Source organism: Variovorax sp. VaC1 (genome assembly GCF_043658315.1).
Lineage (GTDB): Bacteria > Pseudomonadota > Gammaproteobacteria > Burkholderiales > Burkholderiaceae_C > Variovorax.
The window spans coordinates 459,181-479,716 of the sequence record NZ_JBIGLT010000005.1 but is presented as its reverse complement, the minus strand read 5'-3'; the positions used below and the strand labels follow the sequence as shown (position 1 = coordinate 479,716).

Below are 20,536 nucleotides of genomic sequence, written 5' to 3'. Positions count from 1 at the left end.
GCAAGCGGTTGGAGTATTGGTGAACTGGTGCGAAACTGCAATCAGTTTTTTCAACCCGCACGAGCCCCATGGCCACCCAACAGAAATCGCTGTGCCCGATCAACCTCGCGCTCGAAGTCCTCGGCGACCGCTGGAGCCTGCTGATCGTTCGCGACATGATGTTTGCCGGCAAGCGGCACTTCCGGGAGTTCCTGCAGTCCGAGGAAGGCATCTCCTCGAACATCCTGACCGAGCGGCTGAACACGCTTGTCGAACAGGGCGTGCTCACCAAGACCGACGACCCGAGCCACAAGCAGAAGGCCATCTACAGCCTCACGCCGAAGGGCATCGACCTTCTTCCGGTGGTGACGCAGCTCGGCATCTGGGGGCGCAAGCACACGTCCGCCACGAAGCAGAGCGCAGCGCCCGCCGCGGCGCTCGAAAAAGGCGGCCTGCCGCTGCAGAAGAAGATGCAGGCCGAGTTGCGCAAGGCGCACGCTGCCGGCCGCGCGGCCTGACCGGCGTCGGATCGATCAGTACAGGCCGATCGCGAGCGCGAAGATCGCGAGGCCGTGCGCCAGCGTGGCGCCGAGCAGCCCCGCGCGCCGGTACACGAAACCGGCGACTAGCCCTTCGATCAGCGTGAAGACCAGCACCGGCAGGCCCACGCGCGTGACGATCAGCGCCAGCCACGCATGGCACAGGCTGAACAGCACGGCACCCACCAGCAGAGCGCGTGTCGCCGACATGTGCCGCGCCAGGCGCTCCTGCAGCATGCCGCGAAACAGCAGCTCCTCATACGCGTTGCCCAGGAGCGCGAAGACCAGGATCGGCGCGTACATGGCGGGGCCCGGCGCCGGCAGCGATGGCAGCCCCAACGCCGCCTTCAGCGCAGCCGCGATGGCCGTGACCACGACCGCACCCGCCACGCCCCAGAGCACCGACGCCACCACCCGCCCCTTGCGCCACCACGGCATGCCCTCGCGCGCCGCACGCTCCAGCCAGGCCACGCCAACGACCAGCGCGGCCGACATGCCGGCCAACGCCAGCAGCACCGGCGCCGGTCCGCTCAAGCGCATCGAGCCCGCATTCAGCTGCCAGAACCCCGCAGGGCTCATGGCATCGCGTGCCAGGATGAAGAACAGGATGTGCACGGCCAACCGCGCGCCGACGAGTGCGCGTGGAATCAGCAGCAGCAAGGCCAGCGCGAGCACACCCGCAGGCAGAATCGAAACGAAGTAGCCGAACAACAAGGAAGCCATCGAGGAGGTACGTATGCCAGATCAAACCGTTGCAGCCGCCGTCATCTATGCCAAGGACGTGGCCCGCATGGGCGCGTTCTACGCGAAGGTCGCGCAGCTGACACTCGCGCCACCGGCGCCCGACCATGCGAGCCTAGAATCACCGGCGCTGCAGCTCTTCATTGTCGCGATGAATCCGGGCGTCGCTGCGAAAGTGCAGATCGCACAACCGCCGGTGCCGCGCGAGAACACCGCGCTGAAATTCATCTTCCCGGTCGACAGCCTCGCACGCGCGCGGTCCCTCGCGGCCGAAGGCGGCGGCGCGTTGAAGTCGGCCACCGCCGAATGGGAATTCAATGGCCATCGCCATTGCGACGGGCACGACCCCGAGGGCAATGTGTTCCAGCTGCGCGAACGCGTGGCTTGAACGCGCGCTCTTCGCCGTCGGTCGGGCCCGGGCCTGCGACCTATCCGCCCACCAGGCTGCTGCCGTGGTAGCCGTGCGGGGCGCCATGCCTGTCGGCACGGTCCAGTGGCGGCAGGTCGAGTTCGATCAACGCGCCATGCGTGCGTGCCAGGTCGAACACGCCCGTCGATTGCGGCCGGTCGGTGTGCAGCACCAGCGCGTACGGGCCTTCGCCACGGGCCGCGATCCGCTGCGCGAGCGTGTTACTGCCGCCCTCTTGCGCGGCCGAGGCGTTGTTGTCACGCGGCGATGAAAGCACGAGCACGCTGCGCCCCAGCGCAATGACCGCCACGCGCACGTTGCTGCCGGGCACCGCCACCGGCTCGCCGATGTGGGTGTCGGCATCGTCGGGCACGATGCCGAGCAAGGCGCGGTAGCGCGCCAGCGTGGCGTCGAGGTCGCGCACCGCGATCGCAAGGCTCGCCACACCGAGCGCGCCATTGGCATGCACGCGCACATCGCCCTCGGGCACGCGCAAGACGCGCGGCGTGAGGTCGCCACACAAAAAGGGCAAGTCGGCCGTCGATGGGCGCGCGGTCTGCCAGCGCAGGCGCTCGCCGTCGGGGCGCACGCGGCCACCGTCGAGCGGGCCTTCGAGCGTGAGGCCGCGCGCCTTGGCATCGGCCACGGTGATCGCGGTGTCGCGCGGCAGCAGCGCGAAATCGACGATGCCCTCGCCATGCCGCTGCAGCAGTTGCCACCAGCGCTCGTTGGGGGACGGCTGGCGCCACGCGATCAGTTCGAAGTAGCTGCCGTCGCCGAACACCACCAGCGCGTTGTGCGTGGCGCGGCCCGGATGGTCGCCGCCGCGCAGCACGTGGAACCCGAGCGCGCCGTAGTCGGCGATGGTGCGTTCGAGGTCGTGCACCGCAATCACGATGTGGTCGAGTGTCAATGGCATGGTGTTCGGTCTCCCCGTGTCCGTTCGGTCGTTCGTCTTCAGGAGGCGGTGCGGGCAGCGCCCTCGCCGCCAAGGTAGGCATCGCGGATGCGCACGTCGGCCAGCAGCTCGCGCGCCGGGCCCGACAGCACGATGCGCCCGGTCTGCAGCACGTAGCCGTGGTGCGCGATCTGCAGCGCAAGGCTGGCGTTCTGCTCGACCATGAAGACCGAGACGCCCTGCGCGTTGATGCGCGCGATGAGTTCGAGCACCTTGTCGACATACAGCGGCGACAGGCCCATGGTCGGCTCGTCCATGCAGATGAGCTGCGGGCGGCCCATGAGCGCGCGCGCCATCGCCACCATCTGCTGCTCGCCGCCTGAGAGCGTGCCGGCCTGGAACTCGATGCGCTCGGCCACGCGTGGGAACAGCTCGAGCATGCGCTCCAAGTCTTCGGCCACGGCCTTGCGGTCGCTGCGCGCGTAGGCACCCATCAAGAGGTTCTCGCGCACGGTCATCGCGGGGAACAGGCGGCGCGCCTCGGGCACCGAGCCGATGCCCTTGCGGATGATCTGCGGCGTGCTCAGGCCGAGCGTGGATGCGCCGTTGAAGTTGACTTCGCCCGAGCGCGGCTTGAGCAGCCCGAGCACGATCTTCATGGTGGTCGACTTGCCGCTGGCGTTGCCGCCGAGCAGGCTGACGATCTGGCCCTTGCGCACTTCGATGTCGAGGTCGAAGTGGGCTTGCACGGGGCCGTAGAAGCTGTTGATCTTCCTGAGTTGAAGAAGGGGCTGTGTGGCGCTGCTGGAAGCGGTCGCCGTCGTGCGTTCGGGCAGACCCTCACCCCAACCCTCTCCCCACAGGGGAGAGGGAGCAAGACCGGAGCGGGCGACGGTGGCGATCATGCGGGCACCGCTTCTTCGCTGGCCTGGCGCAACTCATGAGCCTCGCCCACATGGCGATGGCCGAGGTAGGCCTCGACCACCGCCGGGTCGTTGCGCACCTCGTCAGGCAGGCCTTCGGCGATCTTGCGGCCATCGTCGAGCACCACCACGCGGTCCGACAGCTGCATCACGAGGTCGAGCTTGTGTTCGATCAGCAGGATGGTCTGGCCGCGCGACTTGAGGCCGCGAATGATCTCCAGCATCTCCGCGGTCTCGCTTTCGTTCATGCCCGCGGTGGGCTCGTCGAGCAGCAACAGGCGCGGCCTGAGGGCGAGCGCGCGTGCGATCTCCACGCGGCGGCGGTTCGCGTACGAGAGGCTGTATGCCGCATGCGCGGTGCGTGGCGTGAGCCGTTCGCCGAAGAGCGCGATGATGGCGTGCGCCTCATCGCGCAGCGCCTGCTCTTCGCGACGCACGGCGGCAGGCTGCACCAGCGCGAGCGCCAACTCGGCCAGCGCACCGAGCCCCGGCACACCGCCCACGCGCGGTTTCACGGCGCGCAGCCGCGTGTGCGCGCCGACCAGCACGTTGTCGAGCACCGAGAGGTTCGCGAACACGCGGCCATGCTGGAAGGTGCGCGCCAGGCCGCGCTGCGCGAGCTGCTGCGCCGGCAAGCCGGTGATGTCTTGCCCGTCGAACAGCACCTGCCCGGCATCGGGCCGGTCGAGGCCGGTCACGAGGTTGAAGAGCGTGGTCTTGCCCGCGCCGTTGGGGCCGATCACGCTGAGCAGTTCGCCCTCGCCCACCTGCAGGTCGATCGCGTCCACCGCCGTCAGCCCGCCGAAGCGGCGCGTGAGCCCACGGATCTCAAGCAGCGACGGCATCGCCCGCCTTCGACGGCGCGTTGGCCGCCTCTGCCTTCGAGTTGACGAGCTTCACCTCGGCGCGGATGGTCTGCGGATTGCGCAGCAGGTTGAGGATGGGGCAGTTGCGCTCCACGGCCTCGAACAATGCGTCGATGTCTTCGCGGCTCGCGGGCGAATCGATGTGCACCGTGTAGCCGATCTGGTGCGGCCAGATGGGTGTCTGCTCGTGGCCCGGCTTGCCGCCGCGCGGATCGATGATGCCGGTCACCTCGACTTCGAGGCTTTCGAGCGGCACCTGGCGCTCGGCCGCCTGGATCAGGAAGATGTGCGTGACGCAGGTGCCGAGCACACCCAGCTGCAGCTCGGGCGAACTCGGTCCCAGATTGTAGCCCGCGAAATCGGGTGGGCTGTCGCTGATGACCTGGTGGTCGCGAATGCGCAGGCGCCGCACGCCGCTGCGGCCTTCGGCCTTCACGCTGGCCTTGAGCTGCAGGGGCTGCGCGGTGCCGGCCTCGACGGCGGCATTGCGTGCCAGCACGGCAGCGCGTTTCTCGGCGAGGTAGTCGTTGAGGTGGCTCATGGTGTGTGTGGTTCTTTCAGACAGTGCCCAACAGGCCTTGCGGGCGGAAGCGGATCAACAGAAGCAATGCGACGCCGTAGATCAGCATCCGGTACTCGGCCGTCACGCGGAACAGCTCTGGCAGGCTCACGAGCGCGACCGCGCCGAGCAAGGCGCCGCTGATGTTGCCGAGCCCGCCGAGGATCACCATCGTCAGCGCGAGGATCGAGATCTGCGAGCCGAAGGTCTCGTGGTTGATGTACGAGTACATGTGCGCGGTGAAGGCGCCGCTCACGCCCGCCGCGAAACCACCGAAGCCGAAGGCCAGCGCCTTGTAGCGATCGGGGCTCACGCCGTAGGCGCGCGCGGCCACCTCGTCTTCGCGCACCGCGCGGAAGGTGCGGCCCAGGTGCGAACGCAGCAAGCGCCACTGCAGCAGGGCCAGCAACACCATCGCACCGAACGAGGCCCAGTAGATGGCCTCGTTCGACGAGGCATCGCGCCCGAACAGCGAGAGCGGCGGAATGCCCGACACGCCGATGGGCCCGTGCGTGAGGCTCTCCCAGTTGAGGATGGTGAGCGCCACGATCTCGCCGATGCCGAGCGTGGCGATCGACACGTAGTGGCCGCGCAGCCTGAATGCCGGGAAGATCAGCGCGGTGCCGATCAGCGAGGTGAGGATGCCCGCGAGCACGATGCCGGTGCCCACCGGCAGATGCAGGTCGAGCACCAGCAGCGACGAGGCATACGCGCCGATGGCCAGCAACCCCGCATGGCCGAGCGAGATCTGCCCGATGGTGCCAGCCACCAGCGTGAGGCTCAATGCCAGCGCGCCATAGAGCCATGCGTTGGTGAGCGTCTGCAGCAGGTACGGCGATGGATCGAAGAACGGCAATGCCACCGCCGCCGCGAACACCGCAGCAAGCACACGGCGCGGTATGTGCCACGGCTTGCTCGGCGCGATGAAGGTGCCGGTCAACGGCTCGGGCGGCAGCGCACGCTTGCGACCGAACAGGCCGTTGGGCTTCCACACGAGGATGACCAGCAGCAGCGCGAAGGCAAAGAGGTTGCGGTACGGCGTGCCGAGAATTGCCACGCCATAGCTCTCGATCAGCCCCAGCAGCAGGCTGCCGACGATGGCGCCCGGCACGTTGCCCACGCCACCGACCACGGTGGCCACCACGCCCTTGAGCGTGGCCTGGAAACTCATCGCCGGGCTGATGTTGTTGTAGTACATGCCCACCAGCAGACCCGAGAGGCCACCCAGCGCGGCGGCGATGGCAAACACCGTCTGGTTGACGCGGTCGACGTCCACGCCCATCTGCTGCGCCGCGTCGCGGTCTTGCGCGGTGGCACGCACGGCCCAGCCCAGCTTCGTGAAACGCAGGAAGAGAAACAGCACCGCTGCGCTGGTGATGCCGATGCCCGCGATCAGCAGGTCGAGCGCGCCGATGGTGCCGGTGCCGATCTGCAGGCGCCAGTCGGGCAGCTGCGTAGGCAGCGAACGCGGGTCGGGGCTGAAGACCAGCTGCACGAGGATGTCGAGCACGAAGCTGATGCCGATGGTGGCCAGCAGCGGTGCGATGCGCGCGGCGCCCTGCAGCGGCCGCAGGCCCACGCGCTCGATCAGCATGCCGAGTGCGCCCGAGCCGAGCACCACGAGCAGGATGGTCACGGGCAGCGGCGTGTGCAGGTAGGTGATGCTGGCCCAGCCGATGTACGCGCCGACGGTGTAGACCGAGCCGTGCGCGAAGTTGATCAGGTGCGAGACGCCGAAGATCAGTGCGAGCCCGACTGCCAGCAACGCATAGATGTTGCCGATGATCAGGCCGTTGACCGTGTAGTCGAAGAAGGAGGTGAAGCTCATCGGGCAGCCTTGATGAGGGCCGCGCCCCCTCTCCCCGTCTTTCTCCCTCTCCCTCTGGGAGAGGGTTGGGGTGAGGGCACGCGGCAATCAAGGCCGCGCGATGTTGTGATGCCGACTGCCCTCACCCTGGCCCTCTCCCAGAGGGAGAGGGAAAAAGACAAAAGACCGCTCATTTCGACAAGGCCAGCGTCGCCTTCTTATCGACCTGCGCCCACTTGCCATCCTTCACCACCAGATTCACGCTCTTCACGCCCACCACCCGGCGCGTCTGCGCATCGAAGCTCGCCTTGCCGAAGATCACGCTGGGCACGTCCTTGATCTTGTAGAACGCATCGCGCACCGCCTTGCGATCGGCCTTCGGGCCGGCCTGGCGCAGCGCTGCCGCGGCGTACACCACAGCGTCATACGCGTAGGCGTTGAAGGCATCCGGCTCCTTGTTGTACTTCGCACGGAAGCTCTTCACGAAGTCCTGCACCTCGGCGCGCGGCTCTTCGGGATAGAAGGCGGTGTTGGTGTAGATGCCGTTCACCGCAGCGCCGCCAAGCTCGATGAACTTCGGCGAATACACCGAGCCCACCGCGGCGATCGGCTGCTTGAGCCCCACGCTGCGCACCTGGCCCGCGATGAGCGCGCCGTCGGGGTAGTAGGAGATGAGCACCAGCCCATCGGGGTTGGCGTCGCGCACGCGCACCAGCGTCGAGCGGAAGTCTTTCTCGTCGGGCTGGTAGCCCTCGGCAATCGCGAGCTGCGCGCCACGCTCCTGCGCGGCCTTCACCAGCACGTCCTTGCTGGTGCGGCCCCAGTCGGTGTTGAGGTACAGCACCGCGATGCGCTTGAAGCCCAGCGTCTTCACCGCGAGCTCGGCCAGCAGCGGCTGCGCGTCGGCCTGGCTGATGGACGGGCTCCAGATGAAGTCGCCGCCTTTGGTGAAGTCGGGGTGCGAGTTGGTGAAGCCCAGCTGCACGAGGCCCGCGCGCTGGTAGATGGGCGACGCGGCCATCGAAGCCGGGCTCGAGAAGTCACCCAGTTCGATCAGCACGCGCTTGTCGTTCACCAGCTTCTGCGCAATGGCCACCGACTGGCGCGGATCGCTCTGGCTGTCTTCGAAGTTGTAGGCCAACGGGCGGCCATGGATGCCGCCCTGCGCATTGATGTGTTCGAGCGCCAGGTCGAAGCCGGCCTTCCATTGCGCGCCGTACTGCGCGTTCTGTCCGGTGAGCGGCCCGCTCACGCCGAACCATACGGGCTCGCCGGTGGCGGGCGCGGCCCAGGCCACGATCGGTGCGGCCAGCAGCGCGGCGGAAAGTGCGACCACATGGCGCAGGAAACGATGGCGATTGAACAGCGACATGGTGTCGGACCCCGGTAATGAATGAGCGTGCAGGGCCGCGATTCTTCGCGCCTGTGCCTTGCGCGAGAACGAACAAAAACGGAGAGGCTTATGCGCTTTCCGAGCAAAGGCCCGCATGCCCGTGGGCCTTGCATCGGCTCGATGCGGGCCAGCAATTAAGCTGCGCGCAGCATGAAGCGACGACACCTTCTCCAACTGCTGGCCGGCGTGCCAACTGCCACTGCGCTCGCGGCCTGCGGCAAGCGCAAGGCCTCGGCCACCGCGCTGAAACCGGATGCCCGCGTGCTGGCGCTGGGCGACAGCCTCACCTTCGGCTACGGCGCATCGCCCGACGCTGCGTGGCCCGTGAAACTGGGCGCGCTGACGGGCTGGCAGGTCGAGAACGCGGGCATCAACGGCGACACCTCAGCCGGTGCTCTGGAGCGGCTGCCGGCGCAGCTGTCCGCGAGCAGCTACGACGCGATCCTGATCGGCATCGGCGGCAACGACATGCTGCGCGGCGTGTCGCCCGCAGCCACGCGAAGCAACCTCACAGCGCTGGTCGCGCAAGCGCGTGCGCACACGTCGCACGTCGCGCTGCTGGCCACGCCCGCGCCCGATGCGATGCGCGCGGCCATCGGTTCGCTCAGCGATGCGCCGGTCTACGAAGAGGTCGCGAAGTCGGGGCAGGCGCTGCTGGTGGCCAATGTGTATTCAAGCGTGCTGTCGGATGCGTCGCTGCGCTCCGACCGCATCCATGCCAATGCACGAGGCTATGAAAAGGTCGCGCAGCAGTTGGCGGACCAGCTCAAGGCCGCGGGCTGGCGCTGACCGGCCCTACCGATCAGGCATTCAGCAGATCGACGTAGGCGCCCTGCACCAGCTGGTCGGCACCGATGCCGAGTTGCGCCATCAGCGCGTGCGCCTCGGCAACGCCGGCCTCGGGTGTCTCGCCTTCCTTCAGCACCACTTCGAGTTCGAGGAACTCGCCGAGGCCTTCGACGCGGTCCAGGTGCACGCGCGTGCGGCCGACGATGAACAGGCGGCGCTGCTTGCGCACGCGGCCCACCTGCCCCCAGGCGAGCGTGAGCGATTCGCGCAGCACGTCGGGCTTGTCGGTAGGCGTGATCAGGTAGAACGATTCCTTCGGGCCGCTGCTGTTCGCGCGGCGATAGAAGATCAGCTCGGCGCGGTCGGGCGCGAAGGTGCGCAGCTTGAGGCGGTCGGCGCTGTCGTTGCAGCGGAAGAAGGTGTCGTCCTGCGCGATCTCGATGGGGCCTTGGTCGGCGAGTTTCGCGGCGATGAGGGCCACGCGTTCCACGCTGTCGATGCGGGCCTTGATCTCTATGTTTCTTGCCATCTCTCTGTCTTGTGTTGAGCTGTGTGCTCGTTTCTTGTTCGGGGTGCTGTCGTTCTTCGGGGCGCGTGCGAATGACACCGGGTACTCCCCTCCGCGAATGTCCCCCGGGGCTGCGCCCCTCCTCCTTTATTTCGCTGCGGGGAACACCCGATGCCATTCGCACGTGGACACGCTGTGCGTTTGCGGTCGATCAACCGGTGCTCTGAAAACGCTCGCGCTGGCGGTGTGCTCTGCGCAGCGAAATAAAGGAGGAGGCCGCAGGCCGGGGGACATTCGCGGAGCAGAGCACACCGTCAGCGCGGGCGCCCCCTGAACAGCGACGCCAAGACTGACGCGCCGCTCGCGCCCGCTCACAACATCAAGGCGCGTTGCCCTGCGGCCCCACTGGCGGCGGCGCGGCACGCCCGCTCGAACCCGGCGCGAGCTTGCGGCCGAAGGCCTCGCCCACGTTGCGCACCGGCCGGCTGGCCTTCTCCGACACGCTGCTGATACCGCGACGCGTAGCCGCGTCGGCACGGTTGACGCCGCGGCCGGCGGCATTGGTGCCGCGCTGCACGCTGCCCACCACCTTGCCGCTGCGTGACGGCGACTTGATGGTGTGGGCGCGCTGCGCCTGGGGCGGGTTGTCGGCGCTCTGCGCCTGCGCGGTGGCCGGCAGCACGAGCGCTGCGGCCATCGCCACCGTGGCAGCCAGCGAGGCGGTGTGATGAGAAATCTTCATGGCGTTTCCTTGGTGTTGTCTTCGGCTTCGGCCGCTGCCACTGCTGCCGCGCGCGCCATGCGCTCGCTCTTCCAGTAGACGTCGTCGCCGCCGTTCATGCGGTTGAGCACGCGCGCCAGCACGAAGAGCAGATCGCTGAGCCGGTTGAGGTACTGGCGCAGTGCGTCGTTGAGTTCGGCCGTCGCACCGAGCGCGACCACCGCACGCTCGGCCCGCCGCGCCACCGTGCGGCACACGTGCGCGAGCGAGGCTGCGCGCGTGCCGGCCGGCAGGATGAATTCGGCCAGGCGCGGCAAGGCGGCGTTGTGCTCGGCCAGCGCGTTGTCGAGCTGCAGCAGCGCGTCGGCCTTCAGCAGCGTGAAGCCCGGCATCGACAGCTCGCCGCCCAGGTTGAAAAGCTGGTGCTGCACGTCGATCAGCAGCTCGCGCACGGCCTTGGGCATGGGCTCGCACAGCAGCACGCCGATCTGCGAGTTGAGCTCGTCCACGTCGCCCATCGCGTGCACGCGCAGGTGGTCCTTGGGCACGCGGGTGTTGTCGCCCAGGCCGGTGGTGCCGTCGTCGCCGGTGCGGGTGGCGATCTGGGAAAGTCGGTTGCCCATGGGCGCTCCTGTTGGCTGCGTGACTGCGGTATGGCGTTACAGCGCGACGGTCGAGGCGTCGATCTTGCCGGCCAGCCATTGCAGACCTGCAAGATGCTGCTGGTCGTGGCTGCAGAGGTAGTGAATGAGGCTGCGCATGGTGAGCGGGCCATAGCCCTCGAACACGGCCGTGCGCGCCAGTTGCGCATCGCTCAGGTTCGAGATGATTTCCATGGTCTGCACGCGCGCAAGGCGGAATTCGGCAAGCACCTTCGCGACGTCGGCGGCGCCGTAGTTGCGTTCGATGGCGAGCGGTTCGCTGTCGATCGACGCCAGCGTGGGATGGGTCTCGGCCAGCGTGCGGCGAAAGCGCACGTGGTAGCCCTCGACCTCGATGTCGCGCACATGGCACAGCTGCTCGATGGCGGTGAAGGCCTCGCTGGGCACGCCCTCCCACGAGGGCGGCGCCCAATGCCGGAAGGCGGCGGGAATGGCCGCGTAGTGGGCCTCCAGTTGCGACGGAAAGGCCGCGAGTGCGCTGAGTGTGGTGGGGTTCATGTTTTTTCCGAAGCGCATTATGGTGCTCGCTCCGTAAAATGACCGCGCACCCCCGCCCCCATTTCCCTTCAGGAGACACCCCGATGAACGCCCCGACCCAAACCTCGCACCTGATGCCGGCGCTTCATCTGCGCGACGTGCCCGCCAGCCTGATCGACGGGCTGAAGGCGCGCTTCGGCGACAACTGTTCCACGGCGATGGCGGTGCGCACGCAGCACGGGCGCGACGAGTCTTCGTTCGATGCGCCGCCGCCTTCGGCCGTGGTGTTCGCCGAAAACACGCAGGATGTGGCCGATGCAGTGAAGCTTGCGAGCGAGCACAGCGTGCCGGTCATTCCCTTCGGCGTGGGCTCATCGCTCGAAGGCCATCTGCTGGCGGTGCAAGGCGGCATCAGCATCGACGTGTCGCGCATGAACCGCGTGCTGTCGATCAACGCCGACGACCTCACGGTGACGGTGCAGCCGGGTGTCACGCGCAAGCAGCTCAATGAAGAGATCAAGAGCACGGGCCTGTTCTTCCCCATCGACCCCGGTGCCGACGCGTCCATCGGCGGCATGACGGCCACGCGCGCCAGCGGCACGAACGCGGTGCGCTACGGCACCATGCGCGAGAACGTGCTGGCGCTCGAAGTGGTCACCGCCGCCGGTGAGGTCATTCGCACCGGCACGCGGGCCAAGAAGTCTTCCGCCGGCTATGACCTCACGCGCCTCATGGTGGGCAGCGAAGGCACGCTGGGCGTGGTGACCGAGATCACGCTACGCATCTACCCGTTGCCCGAGGCGGTGTCGGCGGCCATCTGCTCGTTCCCGAGCATCGAGGCGGCCGTGCGCACCACCATCGAAACCATCCAGCTCGGCGTGCCGATCGCGCGCGTCGAACTGATCGACGTGAACACGGTGCGCATGGTGAACGCCTACGCCAAGCTGGGCCTGCGCGAAGAGCCGATGCTGCTGATGGAATTCCACGGCTCGCCCGCCGGCGTGAAGGAGCAGGCCGAGACGGTACAGGAGCTTGCGAGCGGCCATGGCGGCAAGGCCTTCGAGTGGGCCAGCACGCCCGAAGAACGCACGCGCCTGTGGACCGCGCGGCACAACAGCTATTTTGCGGCGGTGCAGTCGCGGCCCGGCTGCCGCGTGATCTCGACCGACACCTGCGTGCCGATCTCGCGCCTGGCCGATTGCCTGCTCGACTCGGTGGCCGAGGCCGATGCCAGCGGCATCCCCTACTTCCTCGTCGGCCACGTGGGCGACGGCAACTTCCACTTCGGCTACCTGCTCGATCCGAACATCCCCGAAGAGCGCGTGAAGGCCGAAGAGCTGAACCATGCGCTGGTGAGCCGCGCGCTGGCGCTCGAAGGCACCTGCACCGGCGAGCACGGCGTGGGCCTGCACAAGATGGACTTCCTGGTGACCGAAGCGGGCGTGGGCGCGATCGACATGATGCGCACGATCAAGCGCGCGCTCGACCCGAAGAACATCATGAACCCCGGCAAGATCTTCAACCTCTGACCGGCGCAAGACCCGCGCCCATCGAAAAAAAGCCCGGCGGCTCGCAAGAGCCCCGGGCTTTTTTGCGGCCTGCCTTCCGGCTGGCCGCAGTGTGTGCGGTCGATCAGTTGTTGTTGTTGCTGCGGCGACGCGTCGGTGCCTTCTCCGCCGGCACATAGGTTTGCGACGGTGCTGCGCCGCCGTCCACGCCCAGGCGGCCGCCGCCACCGAGGCCTTGGCCGCGCACGGTCTGCGCCTTGTAGTTGCGCAGCGAACGGACCATCTGGTTGAAGGCGTCCATGAAGGCCGCGGCAATCACCTTGCCCTGCGCCGTGTTGGTGTAGCCGCCCAGGCCGCCGCCCGCGCTGCGGCCGGCCAGCGCACCGAAGGCGCCGAAGTCGGTCTTGGAGGCGCTGCCTTCCGAAGCCGCGACCTGCACGCCCGAGCGATTGTCGATCAGCGTCAGGAGCGCGCTGGCTTCCTTGGTCTGCATGCTGCCGCCGAGCTGGGCGAGTGCGCGGCCACGGCCACCACCCACCAGGCCGCCGAGCGCGCCGCCGATGCCGCCGGCATCGCTGTTGCTGAACACGATCTCGGGCGATAGGCCGTAGTCGGAAGCCACCATCTGGCCGCGGCCGAAGTTGCTGCCGCCGCGCATTTCGCCGGACTGCTGCAGCGCGCGTTCGCGCGTCATGGCGTTCATGCCGGCCGCGCCGCGCTCGACCACGATGAAGCAGTTGGATTGCTGGACCAGCAAACGCAACAGATTTGCAGTAGGCGGCAGGCGGTATTCACCGGTGAGGATGGTGTACCAACCCGCGCTCTGGTTCTCGATCAGCGAGACCGTGCCGAGCGGCGATTCGCAACGCTCCAGCTGGCTGCTGGCGTTGTCGGTCGACCCGCCTGCCGCGCTGCCCGTGGCCATGGTCTTGGCCGACTGGCTGCCCATCTGCATGTCGGTGGCTGCACAGCCAGTGAGAAGAAGCGCGCCCGCAGCGATGGCTGCAAGCGGGAACCTTGTGAACTGCATGGGGGACTCCCTCTGTTGTCAAAGATCTGAGGTGAAAAAACCAGCGGTCGAGGATACGCGCAAAGGATTGCAGGAATCAATCAAACGAATGCCCGACGCCGAGTTCGCAACACTAGGCCGTTCGACGGATGCGTTCGATCAGCCCGTTGAGTGCTTCGATGGAGCCGAAGTGAATGGCCAGCTCGCCGCTTTCGCCGCGCTTGGTGCGCTTCTTGATGCGCACCTCGACCTCGGCGGTGAGCAGGTCGGCCAGTTCTTCTTCGACGCGTTGCAGGTCGCGCGACTTCTCGCCGGCGTTGCCGCGGCGCGATGGTGTGAGCGTGAATTCGGCGGCCAGCTTCTTCACCAGCGCCTCGGCCTCGCGCACCGACATCTTCCTGGCGGCGATCTGGTTGGCGGCCGTGATCTGCGTGCCCCGGTCGAGCGACAGCAACGCGCGGGCGTGGCCCATGTCGATGTCGCCGGCCATCAGCATCATCTGCGCAGGCTCGGCCAGGTTCAGCAGGCGCAGCAGGTTGCTGGCCGCGCTGCGCGAGCGGCCCACGGCCTGCGCCGCCATCTCGTGAGTGAGCCCAAACTCGGTGACCAGGCGTTGCAGGCCTTGGGCCTCTTCGAGCGGGTTGAGATCTTCGCGCTGGATGTTTTCGATCAGCGACATGGCCGCCGCGGCCTCGTTGGGCACGTCGCGCACCAGCACCGGCACGCTGTCGAGGCCCGCGATCTTGGCGGCGCGGAAACGGCGCTCGCCCGCGATGATTTCGTATTCGGCGTTCTTGGCGGCCGCCGATTCAGCGTCGAGCCGGCGCACCAGGATCGGCTGCATGATGCCCTGCACCTTGATGCTCTCGGCCAGCTCGTAGAGCGCGCCTTCGTCCATGCGCGTGCGCGGCTGGTAGACGCCGGCGACCATCTGGTCGAGCTTCAGCGTGTTCGGGTTCTGCGGCGCACCGCCCTCTTCCAGGCCCGCATTGCCGCCGCCGGCGTTGTTGTCGGCGGAAGGTGCGGCCGTCGGGCCGAGCAGCGCTTCGAGGCCGCGGCCCAGGCCCTTGGGTTTCTTGGTCGCCATCAGTTCTTGTCTTTCGAGATTTCGTTCAATAGTTGCCGGCCCTCGGGCCAGTCGCCCAGGCCGGATTCGGCGTTCAGGTGGCCGCCCGCACCGGCATCGACGAAGCGCGCGCCCCAATCGCTGGCCAGCTGGCGCGAGCGCGAGGCCTCGCAATAAGGGTCGTCGTTGGCGGCGATCAGCACCGCCGGAAACGGCAGCGGCTGGCGCACGATGGGCGCCCAGCCAGGGATCAGCTGGCGCAGGTCGTCGCGCTCCACATCGCCCGGCCCCACGAGCAGCGCACCGCGCACCTTGTGGGTATTGCGCGAGTGCGCGGCCCACGCGGCGACGAGGATGCAGCCGAGGCTGTGCGCCGCAAACACGACCGGGCCGGGCGCGGCCAGCACTTCTTCTTCGAGCCGCACGGACCAGTCGCCGCGCAGCGGGCGCATCCACTCGTGCTGCTCGACGCGATGGTCGCCATGGACCGATTCCCAGCGGGTTTGCCAATGGCCGGGGCCGCTGTTCTGCCAACCGGGCAGCAGCAGGATGCGGGGGGCTGTCATTCGCTACAAACTTGATAGCACGTTGCCAGCATCGGGCGAACGTCAGGCATTGTTTTCACTGGTCGAATCGGTGACTGGTGCAGCAGCCACGGCCGGCGCCATGACATCGTCGGGAATCGGCAGGTCTGGCGTGATGCGCTCGACGGGCGCAATCGGCGGCGCCACCGCGCCCGAGGCGAAGGCGCTCGCCGGCGGCATCTTCTCGATCAGCTCCTGCGCAAAGGCAATGAAGGCCTGGCTGCCGCGCGCGGCCGGATCGAACACCACGCCCGGCAAGCCGTAGCTCGGCGCTTCGGCCAGGCGCACATTGCGCGGGATCACGGTGTCGAACACCTTGTCGCCGAAGTGGGACTTGAGCTGCTCGCTCACCTGCTGCTGCAGCGTGATGCGCGGATCGAACATCACGCGCAGCAGGCCGATGATCTGCAGGTTCTTGTTGAGGTTGGCGTGCACCTGCTTGATGGTGTTGACCAGATCGGTCAGCCCTTCGAGCGCAAAGTACTCGCACTGCATCGGCACGATCACGCCATGGGCAGCGCACAGGCCATTGAGCGTGAGCATGCTCAGGGACGGCGGACAGTCGATCAGGATGAAGTCGTACTCGGCGCCGACGGCGGCCAGCGCGGTGCGCAGGCGCTTTTCGCGGCGGTCGATGGCGACCATTTCCACCTCGGCACCGGCCAGTTCGCGGTTGGCGCCCAGCACGTCGTAGCCACAACCGCCCTCCACCAGCTTGTCGGCCTTCACCCGTGCTTCAGCCACCGAGGCCGATTCGAGCAGCACGTCGTACACCGTCAGCTCCAGCTGACGCTTGTCGATGCCCGAACCCATGGTCGCATTGCCCTGCGGATCGAGGTCGATCATCAGCACACGCTGACCGACCTTGGCCAGGCCGGCGGCGAGATTGACGGTGGTGGTGGTCTTGCCGACGCCGCCTTTTTGGTTGGCGATGCAGAAAATCTTGGCCATGTCAGGTCTCCCGCAGGGCCGCCCCAAGGGAGACCTCGCCCCCTTGGGGGGCAGCGAATACACGAAGTGATGAGTGTGGGGGCATCAGTGTCTTGGAGGGTGTTCAGCGAGTGATCGCGAGCTTGATGCCGAAGGCGACCAGGAAGGTGCCGGCCAGCTTTTCTAGCGTGGTGGAAATGCGCGGATTGGCACGAATGCGCTCGGCCAGGAAGTGCGTGAGCAGCGTCGAGGTCAGGCCGTACAGGAAGGTGAGCGTCGCGATCGTGAGCGCCATCACGCCGAAAGTGACCACGCCTTGATGACGGGCCGGGTCGACGAACAGCGGAAAGAAGGCCATGTAGAACACGATCGCCTTCGGGTTCAGCAAGGTGATCGTGAACGCCTGGCGCATGAAATGGCCCGGCTTGATGTTGAGAATGGGCGCCGCGCCCGGCTTGGCCAGCAGCATCTTGATGCCCAGCCAGCCCAGATATGCCGCGCCCAGCCACTGGACCGCCTTGAATGCTGCAGGGTAAGCGACCATCACGGCCGACACGCCGGCCACCGCCGCCCACAGAAGGCACTGGTCGCCAATGATCAGCCCCGCTGTCGCTGCCAGTCCGCCTCGGATTCCGCCTTTGCTGGTCGATGTGATCAGCGCGAGATTGCCCGGACCGGGAATCAGGAGAAACAGAACGATGGCGGCGACGAAAGCGCCGTAGTCAGCGATGCCGAACATGGATTTGCCTCGAAAAAGAGAGCCAAGGGGGAGCTGTCGAGTCTAAGCGAGGCCAACGCCGCGAGGGCTGTTCCGTGGCGCGCTTTTGCTGGCGCGCCCCGTTCTTTTGCAGATTCAGGCTGCTTCTTTGCGCGCCCAGACGATGCAACGCTCGGCGTCCAGGCCCGGAACCGTCAGTTGTTCCACGTGAAACACAGCCACGCCCTTGGGCAAGACAGCGAGTTCGTCAGTCGGTACCTTGCCCTTCATCGCGAGCCACACGCCGCCGGGTGCGAGCAGATGAACGGAGCCATTGAAGAAATCGGGCAGCGAAGCAAAGGCGCGGGAGCTGATGATTTCGTAGCTGCCCGCCAGAGATTCGACCCGGGCGTGCAAGCCCCGAAGGTTCGGCAACTCCAGTTCCGCCGCCACTTGCTGGACGAACGCAGCCTTTTTCGCGACCGCATCGAGGCAGCTCACCTCGATGTCGGGCCGCATGATCGCGATGACCACGCCGGGCAGACCGCCGCCCGAACCCACGTCGAGCAGCTTCCCCTTCCCTGCCCACTCGCGCTGCAACGGCGCCACGGCCGCGAGGCTGTCGAGCAAGTGGTGCGTCATCACGCCGGCCGGATCGCGCACCGCTGTGAGGTTGTAGACCTTGTTCCACTTGAGCATCAGCGTGCCGTAGGCCAGCAGTTGCTCGGCCTGCCGATCGGACAAGGCCACGCCCAGGGCGACTGCGCCTGCGCGCAGCGTGTCGATGGGCGCCGTCATTCTGCGGATTGCGGCTCGGCAGCAGCTTCGGTGGCGGTGTCGCGGGCAAAGGCTTTGTGCCCACCCTTGCGCAAATGGATCATCAAGAGAGAGATGGCTGCGGGCGTCACACCCGAAATGCGAGAAGCCAGGCCCAGGGTTTCGGGGCGATGCTTGTCCAGTTTCTGGCGAACTTCGAAGCTCAGCGCCTTGACCTGACCGTAGTCGAAGTCGGCGGGCAAGCGCAGGTTTTCGAAGTGCGCGGCGCGCTCCACTTCATCGTGCTGGCGCTCGATGTAGCCGGAGTACTTGGCCGAAATCTCGATCTGCTCGATCTCGGTTTCGCTCAGCGCCGCCGGGGCGCCGTACTTGCCGCCGTCCAGGGACATCAGCGTCTGGTAGCTCACGTCGGGCCGACGCAGCAGGTCGGCCAGGTTGTATTCGTGCTCGATGACTTTGCCCAACACCCGCTCCGACTCGGCCGCCGGCAGGTTGCGGGGGTTCACCCAGATCGACTTGAGGCGCTCTGTTTCACGTGAAACAGCATCGCGCTTTCGGCTGAAAGCATCCCAGCGCGCATCGTCTACCAAGCCCAGCTTGCGCCCTGCTTCCGTCAAACGCATGTCGGCGTTGTCTTCGCGCAGTTGCAGCCGGAACTCGGCGCGGCTGGTGAACATGCGGTACGGCTCGGTCACGCCCTTGGTGATGAGGTCGTCGACCAGCACGCCCAGGTAGGCTTCGTCGCGACGCGGCAGCCAGGCGTCTTCGCCGCGGCATTGCAGCGCGGCATTGATGCCGGCGAACAGGCCTTGGGCCGCCGCCTCCTCGTAGCCGGTCGTGCCGTTGATCTGCCCGGCAAAGAACAGGCCCTTGACTGAACGCGTCTCGAAGCTGCTCTTGAGCTCGCGCGGATCGAAGTAGTCGTACTCGATCGCGTAGCCCGGCCGCAGGATGTGCGCGTTTTCCAGCCCGGGCATCGAACGCACCAGCTGGTACTGGATGTCGAACGGCAGGCTGGTCGAGATCCCGTTGGGGTAGTACTCGTTGGTCGTCAGGCCTTCGGGCTCCAGGAAGATCTGGTGGCTTTCCTTGTCGGCAAAGCGGTTGATCTTGTCTTCCACGCTCGGGCAATAGCGCGGCCCGACGCCATCGATCTTGCCGGTGAACATCGGGCTGCGGTCGAAGCCGGAGCGGATGATGTCGTGCGTGCGCGCGTTGGTGTGCGTGATCCAGCACGGCATCTGCTGCGGATGCATGTCGGCTCGGCCCATGAAGCTGAACACAGGCATCGGCCCTGCCCCACCCGGCATGCCGTCGCCGGGCTGCTCGGTGCACTTCGAAAAATCGATGCTGCGACCGTCGAGCCGCGGCGGCGTGCCGGTCTTGAGGCGGCCTTGCGGCAGCTTCAGTTCCTTGAGCCGTGCCGAGAGGCTGATGGCCGGCGGGTCGCCCGCGCGGCCAGCCTGGTAGTTGTCCAGGCCAACGTGGATGCGACCATCGAGGAAAGTGCCCGCGGTCAGCACCACGGTGCGCGCCCGAAAGGCGATGCCCACTTGCGTGATGGCGCCGACCACGCGGTCGCCTTCGACCATCAGGTCATCGACGGCTTGCTGGAACAAGCTCAGGTTCGGCTGGTTCTCCAGGCGATGACGGATCGCCGCCTTGTACAGAACCCGGTCCGCCTGCGCGCGGGTCGCGCGCACGGCCGGGCCCTTGCTCGAATTGAGAATGCGGAACTGGATGCCGGCCTCGTCGGTGGCAATCGCCATCGCGCCGCCCAATGCGTCGACCTCCTTCACCAGGTGGCCCTTGCCGATGCCGCCGATCGACGGGTTGCAGCTCATCTGCCCCAGCGTCTCGATGTTGTGGGAGAGCAGCAGCGTCTTGGCGCCCATGCGCGCGGCGGCGAGCGCGGCTTCGGTGCCGGCATGGCCACCGCCGACGACGATCACGTCGAATTCTTCGGGGTACAGCATTTGAAATGGGGGCGCACAACTGACGCGTGCGCGGCGCAAAAGGGGGCGCCAATTTTAATCGTCGATGCCGCTTTGCGCCGCCTGTGTGGACAAGCTAGAGGGGCTTGCCAAATAGGGGTCATACGCCCGTCTTCATTGAATAGTTTGCTATATATTTAATAGCAAACAACCCGCATCGGCTCGTCATCTGGGCCACTTGCGCCATTGGCGCGGGGTTCTTCATGCCCACCAGCGCCTTGCCCATCACGCGCGCGCACTGCCAGCGATCCACGCCCTTCCGCGTGAAACAGGCGCACCCGGTCTTTCAGCCCCGGCGTCGACGCGAGCGATGCTCCGGCAATTGCCAGTGGGTCTGCGTGACCAGCAGCACCCGCACCACGCGGTGCGCGGGGCTTTGCAGCAGCAGCCCGAGCGAGCGCGCCTTCGGCCACTTCAGAGGAACGCGCAGCATCAATCCAGCGCCTTCTTCACCGCGCCCACGCCGAGCGCGGCGAGCACCACGAACAGCACCGCAAGCACCAGGAACAGGCCGAACAACAGCTTCGCAATGCCTGCGGCACCGGCGGCCACGCCGCCAAAACCAAGCAGGCCGGCCACCAACGAGATCACCGCAAAAATGATGGCGTACTTCAGCATTCCACAACTCCTTCGGCAGGCCTCGCCCACCGTGCCGGCAGCTTAGAAAGGCGTCGACGCCGCACCGATAGTCAGCACGCGC

Annotated in this window: 24 protein-coding genes; 4 read left to right on the top strand and 20 right to left on the bottom strand. The window is 67.0% G+C overall.

From position 1 onward, the window contains the following. The first annotated feature begins 68 nt into the window (after window positions 1-68). A complete protein-coding gene (locus ACGLHS_RS22265) occupies window positions 69-497 on the top strand; it encodes a helix-turn-helix domain-containing protein (RefSeq protein ID WP_093242120.1) in 429 nt (142 codons plus the stop codon). A gap of 15 nt (window positions 498-512) precedes the next feature. On the opposite strand, the gene ACGLHS_RS22260 is transcribed toward ACGLHS_RS22265, so the two are convergent. Further along, on the bottom strand, window positions 513-1,241 hold the full coding sequence (locus ACGLHS_RS22260; RefSeq protein ID WP_394483279.1) for a CPBP family intramembrane glutamic endopeptidase: 729 nt from the start codon (window positions 1,239-1,241) through the stop codon (window positions 513-515). 13 nt (window positions 1,242-1,254) lie between these two features. Between ACGLHS_RS22260 and ACGLHS_RS22255 the strand changes: the two genes are divergently transcribed. Beyond that, the gene (locus ACGLHS_RS22255) at window positions 1,255-1,647 is read left to right on the top strand and encodes a VOC family protein (protein WP_394483277.1); all 393 of its coding nucleotides are present in this window, start codon (window positions 1,255-1,257) and stop codon (window positions 1,645-1,647) included. Between the two features lie 40 nt (window positions 1,648-1,687). Here ACGLHS_RS22255 and ACGLHS_RS22250 read toward each other — a convergent pair whose 3' ends face one another. From ACGLHS_RS22250 to ACGLHS_RS22225, 6 genes are all read right to left on the bottom strand, one after another. Further along, window positions 1,688-2,587 carry a VOC family protein gene (locus ACGLHS_RS22250; RefSeq protein WP_394483275.1) on the bottom strand — a complete coding sequence of 300 codons (900 nt, stop codon included), beginning with the start codon at window positions 2,585-2,587 and terminating at the stop codon, window positions 1,688-1,690. Between the two features lie 38 nt (window positions 2,588-2,625). Next, window positions 2,626-3,471: an ABC transporter ATP-binding protein gene (locus ACGLHS_RS22245; protein WP_394483273.1), complete on the bottom strand. Its 846-nt coding sequence runs from the start codon at window positions 3,469-3,471 to the stop codon at window positions 2,626-2,628. Continuing rightward, on the bottom strand, window positions 3,468-4,334 hold the full coding sequence (locus ACGLHS_RS22240; RefSeq protein ID WP_394483271.1) for an ABC transporter ATP-binding protein: 867 nt from the start codon (window positions 4,332-4,334) through the stop codon (window positions 3,468-3,470). The genes ACGLHS_RS22245 and ACGLHS_RS22240 overlap by 4 nt, the downstream gene beginning before the upstream one ends. Continuing rightward, window positions 4,318-4,896 carry an OsmC family protein gene (locus ACGLHS_RS22235; protein WP_394483269.1) on the bottom strand — a complete coding sequence of 193 codons (579 nt, stop codon included), beginning with the start codon at window positions 4,894-4,896 and terminating at the stop codon, window positions 4,318-4,320. The genes ACGLHS_RS22240 and ACGLHS_RS22235 overlap by 17 nt, the downstream gene beginning before the upstream one ends. Window positions 4,897-4,912: 16 nt before the next feature. Then, the gene (locus ACGLHS_RS22230) at window positions 4,913-6,742 is read right to left on the bottom strand and encodes an ABC transporter permease (RefSeq protein ID WP_394483267.1); all 1,830 of its coding nucleotides are present in this window, start codon (window positions 6,740-6,742) and stop codon (window positions 4,913-4,915) included. A 169-nt stretch (window positions 6,743-6,911) separates the two neighbouring features. Beyond that, on the bottom strand, window positions 6,912-8,093 hold the full coding sequence (locus ACGLHS_RS22225; protein ID WP_394483265.1) for an ABC transporter substrate-binding protein: 1,182 nt from the start codon (window positions 8,091-8,093) through the stop codon (window positions 6,912-6,914). 171 nt (window positions 8,094-8,264) lie between these two features. Between ACGLHS_RS22225 and ACGLHS_RS22220 the strand changes: the two genes are divergently transcribed. After that, the gene (locus ACGLHS_RS22220; protein WP_394483263.1) at window positions 8,265-8,903 is read left to right on the top strand and encodes a GDSL-type esterase/lipase family protein; all 639 of its coding nucleotides are present in this window, start codon (window positions 8,265-8,267) and stop codon (window positions 8,901-8,903) included. A gap of 13 nt (window positions 8,904-8,916) precedes the next feature. Here the strand turns inward: ACGLHS_RS22220 and ACGLHS_RS22215 are convergent, their stop codons facing one another. The 4 genes from ACGLHS_RS22215 to ACGLHS_RS22200 all read right to left on the bottom strand — a co-directional run bounded on the left by ACGLHS_RS22215 (window position 8,917) and on the right by ACGLHS_RS22200 (window position 11,292). Further along, complete coding sequence (locus tag ACGLHS_RS22215) at window positions 8,917-9,432, bottom strand: class IV adenylate cyclase (protein ID WP_394483261.1); 516 nt, start codon at window positions 9,430-9,432, stop codon at window positions 8,917-8,919. Window positions 9,433-9,790: 358 nt separating this feature from the next. Next, the gene (locus tag ACGLHS_RS22210) at window positions 9,791-10,153 is read right to left on the bottom strand and encodes a hypothetical protein (protein ID WP_093242145.1); all 363 of its coding nucleotides are present in this window, start codon (window positions 10,151-10,153) and stop codon (window positions 9,791-9,793) included. Further along, a complete protein-coding gene (locus ACGLHS_RS22205) occupies window positions 10,150-10,755 on the bottom strand; it encodes a cob(I)yrinic acid a,c-diamide adenosyltransferase (RefSeq protein ID WP_394483258.1) in 606 nt (201 codons plus the stop codon). Before ACGLHS_RS22205 ends, ACGLHS_RS22210 begins: the two co-directional genes overlap by 4 nt. 36 nt (window positions 10,756-10,791) lie before the next feature. Next, the gene (locus ACGLHS_RS22200) at window positions 10,792-11,292 is read right to left on the bottom strand and encodes a DinB family protein (RefSeq protein WP_394483256.1); all 501 of its coding nucleotides are present in this window, start codon (window positions 11,290-11,292) and stop codon (window positions 10,792-10,794) included. 83 nt (window positions 11,293-11,375) lie between these two features. On the opposite strand from ACGLHS_RS22200, the gene ACGLHS_RS22195 reads away from it, so the two are divergent. After that, window positions 11,376-12,800: an FAD-binding oxidoreductase gene (locus ACGLHS_RS22195; protein WP_093242150.1), complete on the top strand. Its 1,425-nt coding sequence runs from the start codon at window positions 11,376-11,378 to the stop codon at window positions 12,798-12,800. A 103-nt stretch (window positions 12,801-12,903) separates the two neighbouring features. Here ACGLHS_RS22195 and ACGLHS_RS22190 read toward each other — a convergent pair whose 3' ends face one another. From ACGLHS_RS22190 to ACGLHS_RS22150, 9 genes are all read right to left on the bottom strand, one after another. Further along, complete coding sequence (locus ACGLHS_RS22190) at window positions 12,904-13,809, bottom strand: CsgG/HfaB family protein (RefSeq protein WP_394483254.1); 906 nt, start codon at window positions 13,807-13,809, stop codon at window positions 12,904-12,906. A 112-nt stretch (window positions 13,810-13,921) separates the two neighbouring features. Further along, window positions 13,922-14,875, bottom strand: a complete 954-nt coding sequence (locus ACGLHS_RS22185) for a ParB/RepB/Spo0J family partition protein (RefSeq protein ID WP_394483252.1) — start codon at window positions 14,873-14,875, stop codon at window positions 13,922-13,924. After that, window positions 14,875-15,420, bottom strand: a complete 546-nt coding sequence (locus ACGLHS_RS22180) for an RBBP9/YdeN family alpha/beta hydrolase (protein WP_394483250.1) — start codon at window positions 15,418-15,420, stop codon at window positions 14,875-14,877. The genes ACGLHS_RS22185 and ACGLHS_RS22180 overlap by 1 nt, the downstream gene beginning before the upstream one ends. Before the next feature lie 42 nt (window positions 15,421-15,462). Continuing rightward, window positions 15,463-16,389 carry a ParA family protein gene (locus ACGLHS_RS22175; RefSeq protein WP_394483248.1) on the bottom strand — a complete coding sequence of 309 codons (927 nt, stop codon included), beginning with the start codon at window positions 16,387-16,389 and terminating at the stop codon, window positions 15,463-15,465. A 103-nt stretch (window positions 16,390-16,492) separates the two neighbouring features. Then, window positions 16,493-17,107, bottom strand: coding sequence for a LysE family transporter (locus tag ACGLHS_RS22170; protein WP_093242163.1), 615 nt, complete (start codon window positions 17,105-17,107; stop codon window positions 16,493-16,495). A 114-nt stretch (window positions 17,108-17,221) separates the two neighbouring features. Continuing rightward, window positions 17,222-17,863, bottom strand: a complete 642-nt coding sequence (gene rsmG / locus ACGLHS_RS22165; protein WP_394483245.1) for a 16S rRNA (guanine(527)-N(7))-methyltransferase RsmG — start codon at window positions 17,861-17,863, stop codon at window positions 17,222-17,224. Further along, window positions 17,860-19,818 carry a tRNA uridine-5-carboxymethylaminomethyl(34) synthesis enzyme MnmG gene (mnmG, locus tag ACGLHS_RS22160; RefSeq protein ID WP_394483243.1) on the bottom strand — a complete coding sequence of 653 codons (1,959 nt, stop codon included), beginning with the start codon at window positions 19,816-19,818 and terminating at the stop codon, window positions 17,860-17,862. The genes rsmG and mnmG overlap by 4 nt, the downstream gene beginning before the upstream one ends. Before the next feature lie 304 nt (window positions 19,819-20,122). Further along, window positions 20,123-20,269 carry a hypothetical protein gene (locus tag ACGLHS_RS22155; RefSeq protein ID WP_176801155.1) on the bottom strand — a complete coding sequence of 49 codons (147 nt, stop codon included), beginning with the start codon at window positions 20,267-20,269 and terminating at the stop codon, window positions 20,123-20,125. Continuing rightward, on the bottom strand, window positions 20,269-20,454 hold the full coding sequence (locus ACGLHS_RS22150) for a DUF1328 family protein (RefSeq protein WP_013538518.1): 186 nt from the start codon (window positions 20,452-20,454) through the stop codon (window positions 20,269-20,271). Before ACGLHS_RS22150 ends, ACGLHS_RS22155 begins: the two co-directional genes overlap by 1 nt. Window positions 20,455-20,536 lie beyond the last annotated feature (82 nt).